Annotated in this window: 12 protein-coding genes; 3 read left to right on the forward strand and 9 right to left on the reverse strand. The window is 51.0% G+C overall.

Features of this window, described 5'->3' with window-relative positions:
• Positions 1-5 precede the first annotated feature (5 nt).
• On the reverse strand, positions 6-1,589 hold the full coding sequence (locus IAI47_RS21825) for a diguanylate cyclase (RefSeq protein WP_003850628.1): 1,584 nt from the start codon (positions 1,587-1,589) through the stop codon (positions 6-8).
• Positions 1,590-1,985: 396 nt separating this feature from the next.
• The gene (locus IAI47_RS21830) at positions 1,986-2,195 is read right to left on the reverse strand and encodes a hypothetical protein (RefSeq protein WP_003850629.1); all 210 of its coding nucleotides are present in this window, start codon (positions 2,193-2,195) and stop codon (positions 1,986-1,988) included.
• Between the two features lie 478 nt (positions 2,196-2,673).
• Here IAI47_RS21830 and IAI47_RS21835 point away from each other — a divergent pair, with 478 nt between their 5' ends.
• The 3 genes from IAI47_RS21835 (at position 2,674) to IAI47_RS21845 (ending at position 5,561) form a co-directional block, all read left to right on the forward strand.
• Positions 2,674-3,585 carry a hypothetical protein gene (locus tag IAI47_RS21835; RefSeq protein ID WP_008926794.1) on the forward strand — a complete coding sequence of 304 codons (912 nt, stop codon included), beginning with the start codon at positions 2,674-2,676 and terminating at the stop codon, positions 3,583-3,585.
• A gap of 217 nt (positions 3,586-3,802) precedes the next feature.
• Positions 3,803-4,348 (forward strand): chorismate mutase, encoded by a 546-nt coding sequence (locus IAI47_RS21840; RefSeq protein ID WP_008926793.1) that lies wholly within the window; start codon positions 3,803-3,805, stop codon positions 4,346-4,348.
• Between the two features lie 22 nt (positions 4,349-4,370).
• Complete coding sequence (locus IAI47_RS21845) at positions 4,371-5,561, forward strand: cytochrome P450 (protein WP_008926792.1); 1,191 nt, start codon at positions 4,371-4,373, stop codon at positions 5,559-5,561.
• Between the two features lie 33 nt (positions 5,562-5,594).
• Here the strand turns inward: IAI47_RS21845 and IAI47_RS21850 are convergent, their stop codons facing one another.
• From IAI47_RS21850 to IAI47_RS21880, 7 genes are all read right to left on the reverse strand, one after another.
• Positions 5,595-6,599: a substrate-binding domain-containing protein gene (locus IAI47_RS21850; RefSeq protein WP_003850633.1), complete on the reverse strand. Its 1,005-nt coding sequence runs from the start codon at positions 6,597-6,599 to the stop codon at positions 5,595-5,597.
• Positions 6,600-6,628: 29 nt separating this feature from the next.
• Complete coding sequence (locus IAI47_RS21855) at positions 6,629-8,038, reverse strand: sucrose-6-phosphate hydrolase (RefSeq protein WP_008926791.1); 1,410 nt, start codon at positions 8,036-8,038, stop codon at positions 6,629-6,631.
• Positions 8,038-9,408 carry a sucrose-specific PTS transporter subunit IIBC gene (locus IAI47_RS21860; RefSeq protein ID WP_003850636.1) on the reverse strand — a complete coding sequence of 457 codons (1,371 nt, stop codon included), beginning with the start codon at positions 9,406-9,408 and terminating at the stop codon, positions 8,038-8,040. The genes IAI47_RS21855 and IAI47_RS21860 overlap by 1 nt, the downstream gene beginning before the upstream one ends.
• Positions 9,409-9,475: 67 nt before the next feature.
• Complete coding sequence (locus IAI47_RS21865; protein WP_008926790.1) at positions 9,476-11,011, reverse strand: carbohydrate porin; 1,536 nt, start codon at positions 11,009-11,011, stop codon at positions 9,476-9,478.
• Positions 11,012-11,167: 156 nt separating this feature from the next.
• Positions 11,168-12,094 (reverse strand): aminoimidazole riboside kinase, encoded by a 927-nt coding sequence (locus tag IAI47_RS21870; protein WP_008926789.1) that lies wholly within the window; start codon positions 12,092-12,094, stop codon positions 11,168-11,170.
• A gap of 216 nt (positions 12,095-12,310) precedes the next feature.
• Positions 12,311-13,282, reverse strand: coding sequence for a ParB family protein (locus tag IAI47_RS21875; RefSeq protein WP_003850642.1), 972 nt, complete (start codon positions 13,280-13,282; stop codon positions 12,311-12,313).
• A complete protein-coding gene (locus IAI47_RS21880) occupies positions 13,279-14,481 on the reverse strand; it encodes an AAA family ATPase (RefSeq protein ID WP_003850644.1) in 1,203 nt (400 codons plus the stop codon). The genes IAI47_RS21875 and IAI47_RS21880 overlap by 4 nt, the downstream gene beginning before the upstream one ends.
• Positions 14,482-16,475 lie beyond the last annotated feature (1,994 nt).

Consider the following 16,475-nt stretch of genomic DNA (forward strand, 5'->3'; position numbering starts at 1 on the left):
CCCTCTTATTTTTCCGACCCAAATGCGCTGAAGCCGCCTGGCCCGGCAATCCTGACAGTGTTACGCCCGGCGGCTTTTGCCTCGTAGAGCGCTTCATCAGCACGCCGTAGCACAGCCTCGCGATTGCCAGCCAGTTCAGCGCCTGAAGCCACGCCTGCTGATATTGTCACTGTTCCGGCAAACGGGAAGGTGGTGATGCTGACGACCTCACGAATTCGTTCTGCGGTGCGGGCCGCATCCTCCAGCGTAGTGTGGGGCAGCAGCAGGATAAACTCCTCTCCGCCAAACCGGCTAACGATATCGCCGATCCGACTGAGCTGACGCAGCAACGCCGCCAGATTCACCAGCACCGCATCACCTGCGTCATGCCCATACCAGTCGTTTATCTTCTTAAAATGGTCGATATCAATGGCGATGACACTCTGTTCATGCTCACTGTCTGACCGCGCTGCCAGTACAGAGAATCCACGCCGGTTACAAAGACTGGTCAGGGGATCGGTCATCACTTCATCGTTCAGCGCGGCCAGATGACCCGCCACGGCGTGACGATGAGCCTGTACCGCTTCTTTAAGTCGATCAGCCTCGTAATACCAGGTTTTAACCGTGGCGAGTGATTCGGCCTGCGCTTCGCTGCCGCCATCACGCACTCTGTCCGCCAGTTTTTCCAGTGGAGAAGCAATGCGACCTGCCATAAACGCAATAACGCCCGCGGTCACGATGATAATGCCCAGAACAAACCAGACTGCGCTCTCCGCCGTGCGCATCAGAATATGCCTGACCGTTTCAGACGTGCCGGTAATAAATACATTCCAGCCGGTTTTGTGCAGCGTGCCGTAACCGGTGAGGTAGTTCTGTCCATCACTCTCCAGCGTGAAGTGCCCACTTTCTGAGGTGGCAAGTTGCTTCTGCAATGCCAGGCTAAGCAGCATCTTTGTTCCGACACGCGCCGGATCGTGACTGAAAATAATCAGCCCTTCATTGCTGACCACGCTGACCATCGACCCTTTGGTGTAAAAATGCTGGCTCAGGATTTCGCTCAGCATGCTCTGTTTTTTGAGATAGATGGTGCCACCTATGTATCCCAGATAATGGCCCTCCTCGCTGAACAGAGGCTGTGATAAAAAAACCACATAGTTACCCGCAGCAGAGGTAAAGGGAGGGGAAATAAAAGGCTTCTGTGTCGAAATAGCCTTCAGGCTGGCCGCAGAGTGCAGCTTAACGCCAATCAGATTCAGACTATCCGGTGAGGTGGCCGCAATGATGGCGTCATGATTAACGACCACGACTGAATTGAAAAAGCCCGACTGCATTCTTAAGCGCTCGGTCTCTTCTTCCAGTTGTTGAACATCACCGAGCGTCTTGATCTGTGTTGCACTCCAGGCCAGTTCACGCTGCGCTATCGCCAGGTAACGATCGGTGGTATCGGCCAGTTTACGCGCATAAGCAATGTTCCCTTCCAGCAGGCTGTTTTCGATATTGGCTTTCTGAAACAGCAGTAACGCGCTCAGCAGAAGACCGGAGGTCAGAATGACGCCCCCAATGGAAAGCAAAGTCAGTAGCGAACGCAGGCGCATTTTTTCACGGCGCATTACAGTCAGGATCCAGGATAAACGTCATCTGAGTGTAACAGTTGTCACTACAGGTCAAGGGAAGAACAGAAGAAGATTAAGACGGGATCACGACCTATTGCGGGGTTGAGCACGAAATGGCTCTGTATTACTCACGCATTGTTTAGCGTGTAGAGGGTTATGATAAGCAACAGCAGCGAATGATTAAGCCGTAATAATGATATCTGTTAAGCCTGGCACGATGCACCTGATGTTTAAAATTATCGCTGATCACGATGATAAAGCCCTTCAATAGCATTGAATAACGGGGCAGAGGTTGCCCCGGTTATGATCATGAATAAAATAAGCTGAAAACAGTTAAATCAGACCAGTATCAAAAACAGACAGATTTGCACGAATTTAATCATTTAATAGAATTTAACGCCAGAACGCTTTAATATAAGAACGGCTGCTGAGTCTTTTAATAAAATGATGCGGACAGTTAAAGCGAACCCCATCCCACTCAAGATTAAACCATTGAAATTCATCATTTTTAATTTTTTCTAACAAGGTCATTGCCTGCATAGGCGTCTGAAACGCATAAGCTTTCATCACGCCATCTTTGGTACATAAATCAATATGAACCATATAACCCCCGGGTGTTTAAAATATCGGAACTTTATAATTATTGAACTGCCTGTTTAGCATAATCCATTTATTAGCTGCCGATTATCTGATTTCGTCATATTTACGTAAAAATTTCGTTTATAATTTTTCATTATTTTTTTGGGCAACTCAGCCATATTCAGTCAATTAATTTGACCATGTCAGCATAGGTGAGTCAGACCTGATTAAATTTATATCTAAGGCTTTCCTTCCATTCAGACAACGGCGAAATAGCTGTTCGCAGAACAGGACGTTTATCGCGTCGCTTTTCAGCACTCCGCCGTCCGCCAGTGCAGGGCAGCCATACTGCAGAAAAGGAATGCTTCGTGCTGACAGGTTGAGATGGTCATAAACAGAGCACATCGTTTACACTCTCAGCAGTCTCATTTTAACCCGGCAACGGTTTAGACAGATCGCTGAAGAGGCAGGAGATCACTCACGGCGGGCAATAAGGAATCTTATGCTGGATTATATGATGTCGCTCTACCGTGCTGTTCCTGTTTCATCGGACTGTCTCAGCGACTGGCTTGCCCGCTGGCTGGCACAACAGCAGACCCGATGCCACGACCATCATTTTTCCGCCGCCTTTCCCTGGCGAGAAACCGGGTTGCCCCAGCACACTTTTTTGCAGCGTGAACTGAGGATTAATGGCCAGCGTTATCTCACCGGGCCGCGCTATCTGGGTGGTGATCCTGCTCAGCCTTTTATTGAAATTGTGGCCCGTGACAGCGTCATTGATTACGCAGTGGCTGACGCTATCATAAAGGCGTGGCAGCCGCTGAAACCGCTAAAGTTGCGTGTCCTGTTGCCTGCGACCCATCCCGACATTGGTTTTACCGATCAACTGATATTCCTCAGCGATCCGGCTGCCGTTACAAAGCCTCCCGATAAAAACATTTCACTGGTGAAGGCTGCCCGGAGAGATTATCCCGCCTGTCTTCAGATGATTAACAACGCCTATCGTGCCAGCTGGCACACGCTGCCGCATCTGCGTGATCAGCTGATGGCTTCGAGCAAACAGGAATTACGTGAGGATATTGCCGCGGGTCATGTACTTATGATTGTCTGGCAGGGCATGCTGGCAGGGCTGATGATTTGCGAACGCCGGCGACTGGCCTTTATTGAGGGCGTTCAGATTATGGATGAAGTGATTATACCCGCTTATCAAGGACGCGGACTCGCCGCATGTGCACAGCAGCGTTTACTGCAACAACTTTGTCATCGCCCTGGTGTGCAGGAGCTGCTGACTGGCACCATCCTTCCAGGCAATTTTCCTTCTGTTCGAAGCGCACAAAGTGCCGGACGACGCTGCGTGCTGAAATATCAGTTTTTTGCCCCTGCCGATTTAGGTCCCGACCGGGTCATTATTTGATCTCACCCTCAACACCCGCTCAATCGAACAACCTGTCAGCGTGCCAAATGAATGTGAAGCTTTCATGACTAAAAATTTAAAAAAACACATTAAAATTAATAACCTGCTTGTATTTAGCTGACATTTCACACCATTCACATTTTGACAATAAAATAATCACACGGAGTTATCTTTTCGTGCCTAAATTAGTGCCAGCTTTTATCAACGGAGCAGGCAAATGACTCACTTTGTGGCTATTTTTTTCTCTTCCCTCTTTATGTGCAGTAACGTTTTTGCAGGTTCGGTTTCCTCTGTTTCTATGAGCGCTCTTTCTGGCGCATTGAATGAACGTATGCAGGTAATGAAAGTGGTGGCAGGTTATAAAGCACAGCATCATTTACCTATTGAGGATCTGCCACGTGAGCAGGTGGTGCTGGATCACATGCTGCAGAACGCTGAGCAGGCCGGGCTTGAACCCCACTCCGTGGAGCCGTTTGTTCACGCGCTAATGAATGCCAGCAAAGCAGTTCAGTATCGCTATCGCGCAGACTGGCTCTCAGTCCCGGACAGTGATCGCCCCATTCCGGATCTGGCCGAGACCAGGCAGCAAATAGAGAAGCTGGATACTCAGCTCCTTACCGCAATCAGCCAGCGTCTGATGACCGGTATCTTCTCACAAGAAGATAAAGCGTTCCTGATGTCACAACTGACGGCACCCCACCTCAGTCAGCAGGATAAAAACAGCCTTTTCGCTTCCCTCGGCCGCATTAAGCGTTTGCGTTAATCCTCAGGCAGCGGAGTGAGCTATGCAACTACAGGAACTCATGAATCCCGACTACTCAGACAATCCTTTTCCGCTTTACCGCAAACTGCATCAGCAGGGACCGCTCATTCCTGCCGGAGATAAGATCATCATCAGCGGCAGTCATGCAGTCGTAGAAGCGCTGCTGAACGATCGTCGGGTTGGTAAAAATTATATGGAAAGTGTCAGGCTGAGATTTGGTGATGATGCCGCCGACATGCCGCTGTTTCAGGGGATCAGCAGAATGTTTCTGGTGCTTAATCCACCAGAGCATTCCCGGCTGAAAGGACTGGTGATGAAGTCGTTTAGCGCCCGGGAGATCAAACCTCTCAGGGAGATGGCACTGACTGTAGCGAATGAATTGGTTGATGCGCTGGCAGACCGTCGCGCCTGCGATCTGGCTCAGGCATTCGCTTTTCCACTGCCGGTGCGCATCATCTGCAGGATGCTGGATATCTCAGAGTCCGACGCGCCGGAACTGGGGCGCCTTACCTCTGTGCTGGTGAAAGTTTTCGATCCTCAAATCAGTCAGGCAGACCTGCTCGAAGCCGCTGACGCTTTTGCTGTGCTGGAAAGATACTTCAGCGCATTGATCGTCTCCCGCCGTGACAGCACGGCGAATGATCTGGTGTCGCTGTTTCTGCGCAGTGGCAGTGAAGACGACCGACTAAGTCACGATGAGATCATCGCCAATGTAGTACTTCTGTTTCTTGCCGGCCATGAGACCACATCAAATATGATCTGCAACACCATTCTGGCCCTGCATGACCATCCACAGGAACTGGCATGCCTGAAACGGAACCCTGCGCTGATAACCAATGCCATAGAGGAGTGTCTGCGTTACGATAGTTCGGTTCAGATGCTCTACCGGACGACTCTGGAAGAGATAGAGCTGGCAGGTCAGTTGATCCCGACCGGAACCCGCTTCTTTTTGAGTCTGGGCGCAGCTAATCACGATCCGCGGGTATTTACCTCGCCAGAACGAGTGAATATCCGACGGCATGAAGGACGCTGTCTTGCATTTGGTGGCGGAATTCATCACTGCATGGGCTACCGGCTGGCCCTTGCAGAAATGGAAGTAGCCCTTCATGTATTACTGACCCGGTTACCAGAGTTGCGCCCCATAACCGCTGGCGTTCGCCGCAATCACAGGGCCAATTTACGCGGCGTCAACGCTCTGCCGGTCGAATGGTGAGGTATTGTATTGTCGGGCCAGAAGAACCGACGATCAGACACGCAGCCGCAGAGTAGCTGGCAGGATAAGCTGGCTGTTAACGGGATCCTCTCCGGCAATCATGGTCGTCAGCATAGTGAAGCAGGCCTGCGCGAGTGCCGGAACGTTCTGCTCTACCGTATCGATCGGAATGGAAAGTGAATCATAGAGATAGTGATCATCGAAACTGGCGATACGGATGTCGCTGGTCAGCAGACTATGCTCGCTCATGTAACGCAGAACCCCCTCCAGCAGACCGCAGGCGGCGGTAAACATCGCTTTGGGCGGTCGGCCCAGCCGGTTACAGAGCGCTGCAAACATTTCATAGCCACTGCCAGGGTGGTAGTTACCCTGAATAATCCACTCAGGCTGCAGCGTCACACCCGCCCGAGCCAGCCCCTCCCTGAATCCCGCCAGACGATTCTGGGTCGGGGAGAGATCAGACTGTCCACCCATAAAGTAGATCTCCTCCGGGCAGGCGCGTGCCAGCTTTTCAACCAGTTCAGCTGTAGGCGTTATCGAGTCGGTGATGACCCAGGGCAGCTTAGTATTGTTCATGGTCCTGTCAAACAGCAGTACCGGCAACTGTTCGCTGAGACTGACATAGTCACTGTCGGTCAGCATACTGGAGGCAACAATGAGTCCGTCGACCTGCCGCGCGACCAGGTTGTTGACCACCACCATCTCCTGACCGGCATTTTCGTCGGTGCAGGAAATCAGCAGCTGCAGCCCGGACGCGCGGCAAAGATTCTCCAGTGCATGAGAAAAGGCAGCGAAGCCGTGGTTAGTGATTTCTGGCACCACCAGCCCCAGTGTATGACTGCGGGCATCATGCAGCATCCGGGCGTGGATGCTGGGCTGATAATGGTGTTCGCGGGCAAGCGTAAGAACCCGCTCACGCGTCTCCTTCGCGACCCGTAACTCTTCGCCACGGCCGTTAAGCACCAGGCTGGCCGTGGCTTTTGAAACCCCGGCAAGCCCGGCAATGTCACTGATAGTAACGCGTTTTGTTTTTCTCACGGCAAGGCATCGTTTAGTGAAACAAGTACTTATTCTACCATGCAGCGGCGTAACGACCAGTAGCGGACCTGCAGTTCTGCGTGCCCGTGCAGGGTTAGCAACGCAGGATGGTCTGGAAAATAGCGGCTACTCATCACCCCTTCCCCATCGTTAATGAAAATCTCAACACTGGAGTGATCACACAGGATCTGTAACCGACTAGCGACTCCGGTCCAGTAGCGGTATGTCCACTCACCCGTTACCAGGCTGCGACGGGCAAGCCGCAGTTCATTCTGTTGCCATGTCAGGATCAGCGTATTCGCAAAATTGAGTTCAACGTCGCCCCGACTCTCCAGCTCAAGCTCCAGCCGCTCTGCGCCCATAGGTGGCGCATCATCTGCACGCCCCTTATAGTGCTGCTCTTTCTCCCGCAACGCCTGCAGTTCCACCACCGGCTGCTGACAGAGCCGCCCATTGCGTGAGCTCAGTTCGCGCACACAGGTCATCTGGTGGATCCAGCCCTGTGCCACGGTTGGCTGAGCCATCTCTTCACCGTCCGGCGTCCCCATCCAGCCCACCAGCAGACGTCTCCCGTCAGCGGTCAACGTAGTTTGCGGGGCATAAAATTCAAACCCTGCATCCATTTCGTTAAGCGGACCGTGTTGATATAGAGGTTGCTGATAATCAAGCGAACCACTCAGCCAGGCGCAGGCGTGACTGTTCAGATAGCGCTTCTCTTCGGGTACTACGCCCTGAGGACAGCAAATCAGATAGGTGCTGTCGCCGAGCGTGAACATATCCGGGCACTCCCACATATAGCCTGCCGCGTCCAGACCCCCCCGTTCGCTTCCCGCAATCTCGCCGAGATTCTGCCACTCCCGCAGATTGTCAGAACGCAACAGCAATACCCTGCCCTGTAACTGCGTCGTCTGCGCGGCCAGCACCATGTACCAGTAATCTTCATGGCGCCATACTTTGGGATCGCGAACGTGACCGGTATACCCTTCCGGTACAGCAATAACCGGGCCGAGCTTGTCAAAACCCCCCGCACTGTTCTGCTGCGCCAGACACTGCCACGCCGTACGCGAACCATCATCAAACTTGACGTTGCCGGTATAGATCAGCGTCAGCTGACCGTTATCGTCTACCGCGCTGCCGGAGTAGCAGCCGCTGCGGTCATACTCCTCATCCGGCATCAGGGCAATGGGCTGATGCTCCCAATGCAGCAGATCGGCTGAACGCCAGTGTCCCCAGCATTTGTGCTGATGCGCACAGCCGAGCGCGTTCCACTGGTAGAAAAGATGGTAGTCACCGTTGAAATGGATAAATCCATTAGGATCGTTCAGTAACCCGGTGACCGGAGCCAGATGCCAGCCTGGATAATGGCTGTCGCCCAGCGCCTTTGGCATACCCTGCATCACCGCCTGCAGAATGGTGGCAAGACGTGTTGATGAGGCCATTATTCAGAATCCGTTTTGTATTTGAGAAGATATGAAATCACAAACGCGGTGGTAAAGGCGATTGCGATGCCGATGACATAATTCAGCAGAGAACCAGCCTGGACAATCGCCATGCCCGGTAGTCCGGTCAGCCCGACCGCTGTCATATAAACGTGAACCGACACGACCCAGGCACCGCCCAGCGCACCGCCCACCAGTCCGGCGATAAAGGGCTTCATAAACCGCAGGTTGATACCAAAAATGGCCGCTTCGGTGATCCCCAGTAATGCAGAAAACGCGGAGGGCAACGAAATCGCCTTGATCTTCGCATCACGGGTTTTGAACCACACTGCCAGACAGGCACCGCCCTGAGCCACGTTCGCCATCGCCCAGATGGGCAGCAGGAAATTCACGCCGATTGAAGGATTGCCCAGTAGTCCCGCTTCAATGGCGTGGAAGCTATGATGGACGCCGGTGATGACAATCACCGAGTAAAGCCCACCAAATACCAGCCCGGCCAGCCATCCGGCGTGCGCAATCAGCGTGCTGAGGACAAAGGAGATGCCATCACCCAGCATACGGCCCGCAGGACCAATAATCAGTAGCGCAATGAATCCGGAGATAATCACCGTCAGAAACGGGGTCAGGATCAAATCCAGCGCATCCGGTATTACGCGACGTAGCTGTTTTTCGAGCATGCTCATGAACCACACCGCCAGCAGTACCGGGAATACCGTGCCCTGATAGCCAATCATCGCGACTTCAATGCCGAAGAAGTTCATCGTGTGGAAACCGGCTGCCACGCCCCAGGCGTTGGTCAGCGCCGGGTGGGTCAGAATGCCACCCAGCGTTGCGCCCAGAAATGGGTTACCGCCAAACTCACGCGCTGCCGTAAAGCCAATCAGTATCGGCAGAATAATAAAGGCCGCCGAGCTGCACATATCCAGCATGATGTAGAGTGCATTTTCCGGATTGACCCAGCCGTAGGTTTTGACCATCCCCAGCAGGCCCATCAGCAGACCTGACGCCACAATCGCCGGAATGATCGGCACAAAGATGTTCGACAGCAGTCGGGCGATGCGCTGGAAAGGGTTAAGCTTGCGTGCGGCAATATCAGCAGCCTCAGACTTGCTCGATTCGCTAATACCCGCCTCGGCGATAAAGGCAGCGTAAACCTTGTTTACCACGCCAGTCCCAAAGATAACCTGAAGCTGTCCCGCATTACGGAAGCAGCCTTTAACCCCTTCAATCCGGCCGATCGCGGTAGTGTCCGCCTTTTCATCATCCGCCAGCACCAGACGCAGCCGGGTCGCACAGTGTGCTGCGCTGGCGATGTTCTCTTTACCACCCAGCAGCGGCAGTAAGGCCCGCGATATTTTTACATAGTCCATATACACCTCAGTCTTGTTTTGTTTTTATTCGTGTGGCGTTGAGGCCCCGGTCTCCGGGGCCATCCGGTCAGAACCAGATTTCCATCTGTACACCGAAGTTCCATTCGCCACCGGCATCAAAGCCCTTGCTGCCGAACGCGTCGTCACTGGCATAGTTATTGAGCCGATGATCCCAGTTCATCCAGGTTGCAAACAGACGAATTTCCGGACGCTTAAGGAAGTCACCGACATCACCGGCTTTCAGGGTTGGCGCAATAGTGAGTTTGGTAAAGCTGCCGCTGACCGCGTTACGGTTGTTGTAACCTTCCGGACGCAGATCCATGTACTGATAAGAGCCTTCATACTGCATCTCAAAATTCTGGGTGATTTCCTGAATCAGACGCAGGTTAACTGTCGCCCAGTCATAGCTGTCACCTTTGACGTACCGATCGTCACTGCGCTGTGCCAGTACGGCAGGCGCAATGTGCCAGCCACCGCCCAGCGGGGTGATGCCGTAACTCGCCAGCCGCCAGGTGTTCGCTTCTGGCAACAGTGCGCCGTCAGACCCAATTGACTTCACCTCTGCGCCCAGGCCATGGCCATAGAGCAGTGCCGTTTTGGAAGTGCCCTCTGTCAGCCCATAGAAGCTGTCGTTATGCAGGCCCAGCAAAGCATGTACGCCGGTTTCGGCCGCATCGCCTTTGACTCTGAGTCCGTCGATATCCCGGCGATCGTCGTTATCTTTCGCCCGCATACCACTGAGCATCATCTGCACCGGGCCGACAAAGTTATTCAGCGTCAGGATGTAGTTCTGCGCCGTATTTTCATTGTTTTCGATGTCGCCAAAGGTACGACCGTACAGCGAAATGTTGCTACGCGTCTGATCGCTCCACTTCATGTCGTAAATGCCGGCACCGGTACCTGCAAGAAACACAACATCAGAATCGATCCAATGGATATCAAAGTTATCACGGTCAAAACGCTTACCGGCCCACACGGTAGAGTTATCAAATGCACCGCTGAAAGTGGGAAGTTGCCCAAGCTCGACAAATGCCTGACGCAGGTTGAGATCGCTGCTGGATGCGGTCCAGTCGTTATAGGTGCGCTGCCCGTCAGCCAGCATGGCTTTGAAACGGGTGGTAGCACCATTATCCAGCGTCTGCTTATGTTCGAGGTTGAGCTCAACATACGTATCCGGCTCATTACCGAGACGTCCAACGTGACCGCCGGTTTCGCCAGCAGGAGTGAGTGTCGGACCACCCTGCGTTTTAGTGGCTGAGCTGTTCATCAGCAATCCGGAACGGGCGTAACCGTGGAACTCAAAGCCACCTTCATCGGCAGATTTTTGTTCCAGCTTCGCGGTGCGCTGAGCAACCTCGGCGGTAGAAGTCTGGGTCTGCTGCTGTACGGCTGCCAACTGTTGAGCCTGCTTCTCAGCCACCTGTGCCTGCTTTTCGGCGACCTGAGCGCGGGTTTCAGCAACATTTGCTCGCTGCTCGGCTGCCTGAAGTCGTCGCTCCATCGCCGCAAGGCGTGCCTCAATACTGCTCATGCTGGAATCGGCCCAGACTGATGTAGAAAAGAATATTAAAGAGAGGGCGACTGCTAACGTGCTTTTTTTCATTTTTTATTCCCTGAGGAGAGGCTATCATCACCGGCTTTTTTGCTAAACCGGTTTAGGCGCAAATCATAGCCACGGGTAATTTCCCTCTGCAATGAAAATAGCTAAACCGGTTTAGTGATTGTGAGATAGCTCCCAAAACAGGGGCGTCAGGGATGATTAGCCGGCCAGATTGTCCAGCTGATGGAGCCAGGGAAGTGCTGTCATGGCACCTTTCGCGGTGGTTGCCAGGGCGCCACAGCGTTGTGCTGTGGCAAGACAAATGGACAGCTTTGATTCATCAGCAGGCAGACCTGACGTCGCCAGAACCCAGAGTAATCCGGCCACGAAGGCATCACCTGCACCTGTGGTGTCGACGCTGTCCACGGGCGTCGTCGCATGGTGAGTGATCTCGCCCTGATAGCAGGCGATCACCCCTTCCCTGCCCCGCGTCACCAGTAATAAGCGAATACCAAATCGTTTGGCCAGCTGCGGCAAGCTGACAGCTGGTTCCTGTCCCGGACAGAGGAAATCCAGTTCCTCGTCTGAGAATTTGGCCACGTCGGTATGACTTAGCGCCTCGTTCACCACCGCATGCAGCAGTGCCGGATCGGACCAGAGGTCTTCACGCAGATTTAAATCAAAGCTGACATGGCCGCCTGCAGCACGAATCTGCTTCATGGCGGTAAGCGTGGCGGTGCGTGATGGCTCAGCTGCTAAGGCGATCGAACAGCAGTGCAACCATTCACCGCGCTGGAACTCAGGCAGATCCGACGGTTCAAGAAACAGATCGGCGCTTGGGCGCACCATAAAGGTAAAGGAGCGTTCGCCCTGCACATCCAGCCCGACCACCACCGTTGACGTGCGGTGCTGTGAATCAGCGATCATGTAGCGAGTATCAACGTTCTCCTCTCTGAGCGTCTGCCGCATAAATTCACCAAAAGGATCAGCGCCTACCCGGCCAATAAAAGCACTGTTTCCCTGCAGACGTGCAATGCCAACGGCGACATTAGCCGGTGCTCCGCCCGGACACTGCATCAGGTGGCCCGGCTTTTCGGGTAGCAAATCGACCACGGCATCCCCGAGACACCATACGCGAACAGACATAGACAACTCCTGTGATTGAATTTAAAAGCTAAACCGTTTTAGCTATAGCGTTAAACTGTACCAGGATCAAGCGTAATACTGCTGAAATGAGGCGCGTCGTACAGAACATCTCTTCAGGCGAAGAAGAAAATGCGGATAAGGCAGGTATGCCTCTGGGTGGATAGCAGATAAAAAAACCGGCCAGTGGCCGGTTTCGAAGACGATACAGGATGACGATTAATTCAATGTAGAAAGAATCTGTCTTATTGATGCGTCAATCTGCTCAGCGATCTCTTTTGGCAGACGACTGAATTCATATTGCACGGTCCGCTTCTCATCATTGGTTTTGCGTCGTGCATAGGTATTAGCCGTGGTAAATGTTGCCAGTTTCTCCGTCACAGTTTTGCTGACGGGTGCCGGTTTCTTTAACTGACGACGCGCGCTTTTGAAGCCATTCAGGATAGCGCTCTTCTTATCATCCGGGTTGGTGATTCGCAGGAGATCATCTTCATTCAGCTTTTGCTGAATCTCGCTGACCAGCGCAGAGACCTCAACCGCTTCCGCTTTAGCCTCCTCCCAGACATCAAGCAGCAACTGGTAATCCTGAAGCGTCAGCTCAGAGACAACCGGGAAGAGTTCAATGAACTCAGCAGGCACAGCTGCTGCCTGGAACGCACGAGTGACCTTGGCATTAGAGATACCTTCTGCTTTGGCAATCTCGGATTTGCTCATGCCATTTTCGTTCATCAGCATAAAGCGTAACCCTAATTCGCGCAGGTTATGCTCTTTAGCGGTCTGTATATCAGCGGCCAGTTGACGCGCATCACTGATGCTCAGTTCATCAGCGGTGACCAGTACCTCCAGGCTTGCCCCCGAAAGAATACATGCAGCGCGGCGGCGTGAACCATCCATGATCTCAATCTGATCACCGTTGATGCGACCAATCGCCGGGAAAAACTGCTGCAACGTAATGGTACGGGTGATCTCCTGCAGCGATTCCGGTGTCAGTGTGCTCTGGTCACGACCGTTGATTTGGGGATCAACCGTTGTTCTGGTCTCAATATCATCATGCAGGATGAGCTGGCGAACGAAAGTTGCCTTTGCACCCGATTTCAGCGTAAAGGTGCGTGACTGACTGCTACTGTCAATCATGTTCGCGATAGCTGAATCACCAAATTTGCGGCCAATGCGCTGTATAGGTTTGCTCACAAGGTGCTCCTGATATATTCGATGCGGTCAAACACAGCCCTGGAGAACTGTTCGGCTTCATATTTAGCTTTGCGCAAAGCGTCCGCACTGCCTGGATAAGATGAGGGATTGGCACTGATGACGGTATCAAAGGATTCACCGCAGCGTTCAAACCCGTCCAGTCTTGGCAGGCTGCAGTCCAGCATTGATTTGGTAAACACTTCACGAGCATAACTTTGAGAGGTCAGGTGATCGTGTTTAGAGGTCATTTTCGACATAAAGCCAATATTTGCTTTAAGACGCGGTTCAATGCCTTCTGACTCAATACGTTCGAGCATTTCTGGCAGGCGAGTCAGATACTTCATAGTTGAATGGAAATCGACCTGTGCCGGCGGCGTCGGTGTCAGCAGCACATCACTGGCCGCAATAGCATTCAACATGAACGAATCAAGGTGAGGACCGGTATCGAGAAAGATGAAATCATAATCACCGGCCAGACGATCAATCACGTTGCGGCGCAATACTTCGGACGGTGCAACGCCAGGCAGATGTTCAGCAACCAACTCTTCCCAGTCACTGGCAACGAAACCATCGTCTATTGAGGCGGGAATTACATCCACTCCCGGCATGACAGTTGGCTTAATAAACTGTTCGCGAAGCTGGTCGGCATCCAGGTCGTTCAGCATGGCCTGCGCTGCGGTCTCAAGAACGGAGCCTACGCTATTAGTGTGACTCAGGAACATTGTGCTTGATGCCTGTGGATCCAGGTCAATAACCAGAATGCGCAGGTCATTATGCAACATAGAGGGATGAGCGCGCATACCGTGGGCCAGTGTGACAGTACTGACTGTTTTAGAAACACCGCCCTTAAGACTTACAACAAAGACGACGAAGGGTCCATCATGGCGATCGCGATATTTTGGGACTTTACGGTGCTCATAGATGTCGACTACGTTCTGAATGGTCAGTGCGTATTGTGAGGTACTGCCGGTTTGTTTCTTACCAAACTGATAACCTGCTTCTTCCATATCACCAATGGCAGCAACAACAGCGTGCTTACTCAGTAATGGCATATTGGCGACGGCATTACGTGAGAAAGTCTGGTAAAAACCGGTCTGATTGAACTCCTGACGTTGTTGTTCAATGTGGCTACTCAGTCCATGTAACATGGAATTGGCTCTGGTCGCCATTTCCAGCACTCCACCATAATCGCGCTTCATAAGCCCCTCTGCTTTACTGTTTTTTGCATACTACACAAAAAGGTTAAACCTGCCAATTTTTTAGAAAAATGACAAAAACCTGGATTTTTTATTAGTGACATTAAGATGACGATGAGATGGATGGGAGAGTTATGAAGAGGGTGGGTCAAATTGACGGTTTCTCTCGCTGAAATGAATGAATTCGATGTTTCAGGATTACCTCCTTAAAGAGGCTTCAGGGCGTTTTCAACTGTCGTTTCACCCCTTTATATTACAGCATACCATTCTGTTATTGTGCAAAGAGTTATAAAGTTCATATGTTTTCCATGGTATTTTCAGCATGAAAATTTAAATAAATTTCATATTAATCATAAACATAAAAGATAAATTGAATGGTGAAAAACTGCGTTGCAACATGTTGTAGATAAGCTCGAACTTTGATTTTAGTTTTTTTATCATTGCTTCAGCTTCTTAATTTTATCAACAGAGCTTGCAAGTCAGGTAAGTCGATTAATGGTGGTGTCTTTTCAATTTCCAACGCTTAAATGTGAAATTTTTACTCTCCTTAAATCATCATGTGTCATGACTTTTTTATACTCTTGATTGCCGGGCTTCATCGAAGCTTTATAGTATTTTAAGTCTGACAAACACTCTATTACTTACTCAGGTTGCGTTTGAACAACATATCCAGTCGTTATGCCGGTTGATAAATTTTGTGAATTCACTGATCTTTCCGTACCCGTTTCAGACCGGGGGCAGGGCTCATACTTATAAAGCAGGTATCAAATCTTAACCGGACATTTTGACGATTAAGTGATTGCGAATATGTATCATCGCCCTTTCAATATTGTATTCAACTCCGCAAATATTTACCTCTCTCTCAGTTTCTCTTTCTGAGGAGAACCTTCACTTACTCGAAAACAAGGCAGCACAACATTTCTTCCATGTCTGACAATCTTCAACTTTTAAAAAAATGAGTTTCCGGTTGCTTTTAGTAGTCTGAATTTCTGTTCAGCTCCTTTTTTGAACGCTGCTGTAAACCAGACTTCGCTTTCTCAGTTAATCAACATAAGATATTGAATCAGAAAATTACAAGGGGAATTTGATTATGGTGTTTTCATCATGAAAAAATCATAATAATTCCTTATTTATCATAATGATAGATTATTTTTTAGGGTGGTAACTCTTTAAAGTATGAAGAGCACGACAAATGCTCAATCTACATCAAAGCCCTATTTAAAATGTGGTTATCAGAGTTTCTTTCACGGTCTTGCTGCTTATGCTTTGTTCAAAGGGCTTTCATGTTAAATCCTCTGCTAAACCAAACCTGACGGCTGATCACAATTCAATGCCTGTCTTAAACATCAGATCTATCTGACATGCTGCTTCTGCCATGTTTTCTCTGTTTTATCCTCATTATTCACAGGCCAGATCCAATTGGTCGATCCTTAATAGATCAAATTGAGATCCTAAACAGATCCCCATAACGTCTGAGGGCTTGTGGCACAAGGCTTTGAAGGGTGTCAGTAACCACTATAGCGAGAATAATAACCACTATAGAGAGTGGAATAACCACTGTAGCGAGGAAAGCAACCGCGCTGGCGAGTACTTAACAACCACTGTAGCGAGTAAATGACTTTTTATTGTGTGTATAACCCTTTTGAGAGGGCATTACTGTCGCTTCACTGACACTGTGCGATGAGAGCGAGTGCTGCATGTCGAGGGCAGGGCAAATTATCCGTTCTGTTAACCTCTTTTTACCGGGTTATCCACTGAATAGATCCAATAACAGATCATCATAAGATCCTAATAAGTTCCTTAAAGATCCCCAACGCGCTCCAGGCCACGGTACGCCTGAGCTGGGGTAAGGTGACTAACCACTATAGCGAGTAGAACAACCACTGTATCGAGAGAAATAACCACTATGGTGAGTAGATTAACCGCTGTAGTGAGTGATAGTATCCACTGTATCGAGTAACAGCGGCTTTCGCCTGTTCACATCACGGATCTTCCTA

It is taken from the genome of Pantoea sp. MT58, from assembly GCF_014495885.1.
GTDB classification, from domain to species: domain Bacteria; phylum Pseudomonadota; class Gammaproteobacteria; order Enterobacterales; family Enterobacteriaceae; genus Pantoea; species Pantoea eucalypti.

Coding starts and splice junctions, on each gene's coding strand:
- IAI47_RS21865 (WP_008926790.1), bottom strand. CDS start 11,011: ATGAAAAAAAGCACGTTAGCAGTCGCCCTCTCTTTAATATTCTTTTCT.
- IAI47_RS21880 (WP_003850644.1), bottom strand. CDS start 14,481: ATGAAGCGCGATTATGGTGGAGTGCTGGAAATGGCGACCAGAGCCAAT.
- IAI47_RS21825 (WP_003850628.1), bottom strand. CDS start 1,589: ATGCGCCGTGAAAAAATGCGCCTGCGTTCGCTACTGACTTTGCTTTCC.
- IAI47_RS21845 (WP_008926792.1), top strand. CDS start 4,371: ATGCAACTACAGGAACTCATGAATCCCGACTACTCAGACAATCCTTTT.
- IAI47_RS21860 (WP_003850636.1), bottom strand. CDS start 9,408: ATGGACTATGTAAAAATATCGCGGGCCTTACTGCCGCTGCTGGGTGGT.
- IAI47_RS21830 (WP_003850629.1), bottom strand. CDS start 2,195: ATGGTTCATATTGATTTATGTACCAAAGATGGCGTGATGAAAGCTTAT.
- IAI47_RS21835 (WP_008926794.1), top strand. CDS start 2,674: ATGCTGGATTATATGATGTCGCTCTACCGTGCTGTTCCTGTTTCATCG.
- IAI47_RS21840 (WP_008926793.1), top strand. CDS start 3,803: ATGACTCACTTTGTGGCTATTTTTTTCTCTTCCCTCTTTATGTGCAGT.
- IAI47_RS21855 (WP_008926791.1), bottom strand. CDS start 8,038: ATGGCCTCATCAACACGTCTTGCCACCATTCTGCAGGCGGTGATGCAG.
- IAI47_RS21870 (WP_008926789.1), bottom strand. CDS start 12,094: ATGTCTGTTCGCGTATGGTGTCTCGGGGATGCCGTGGTCGATTTGCTA.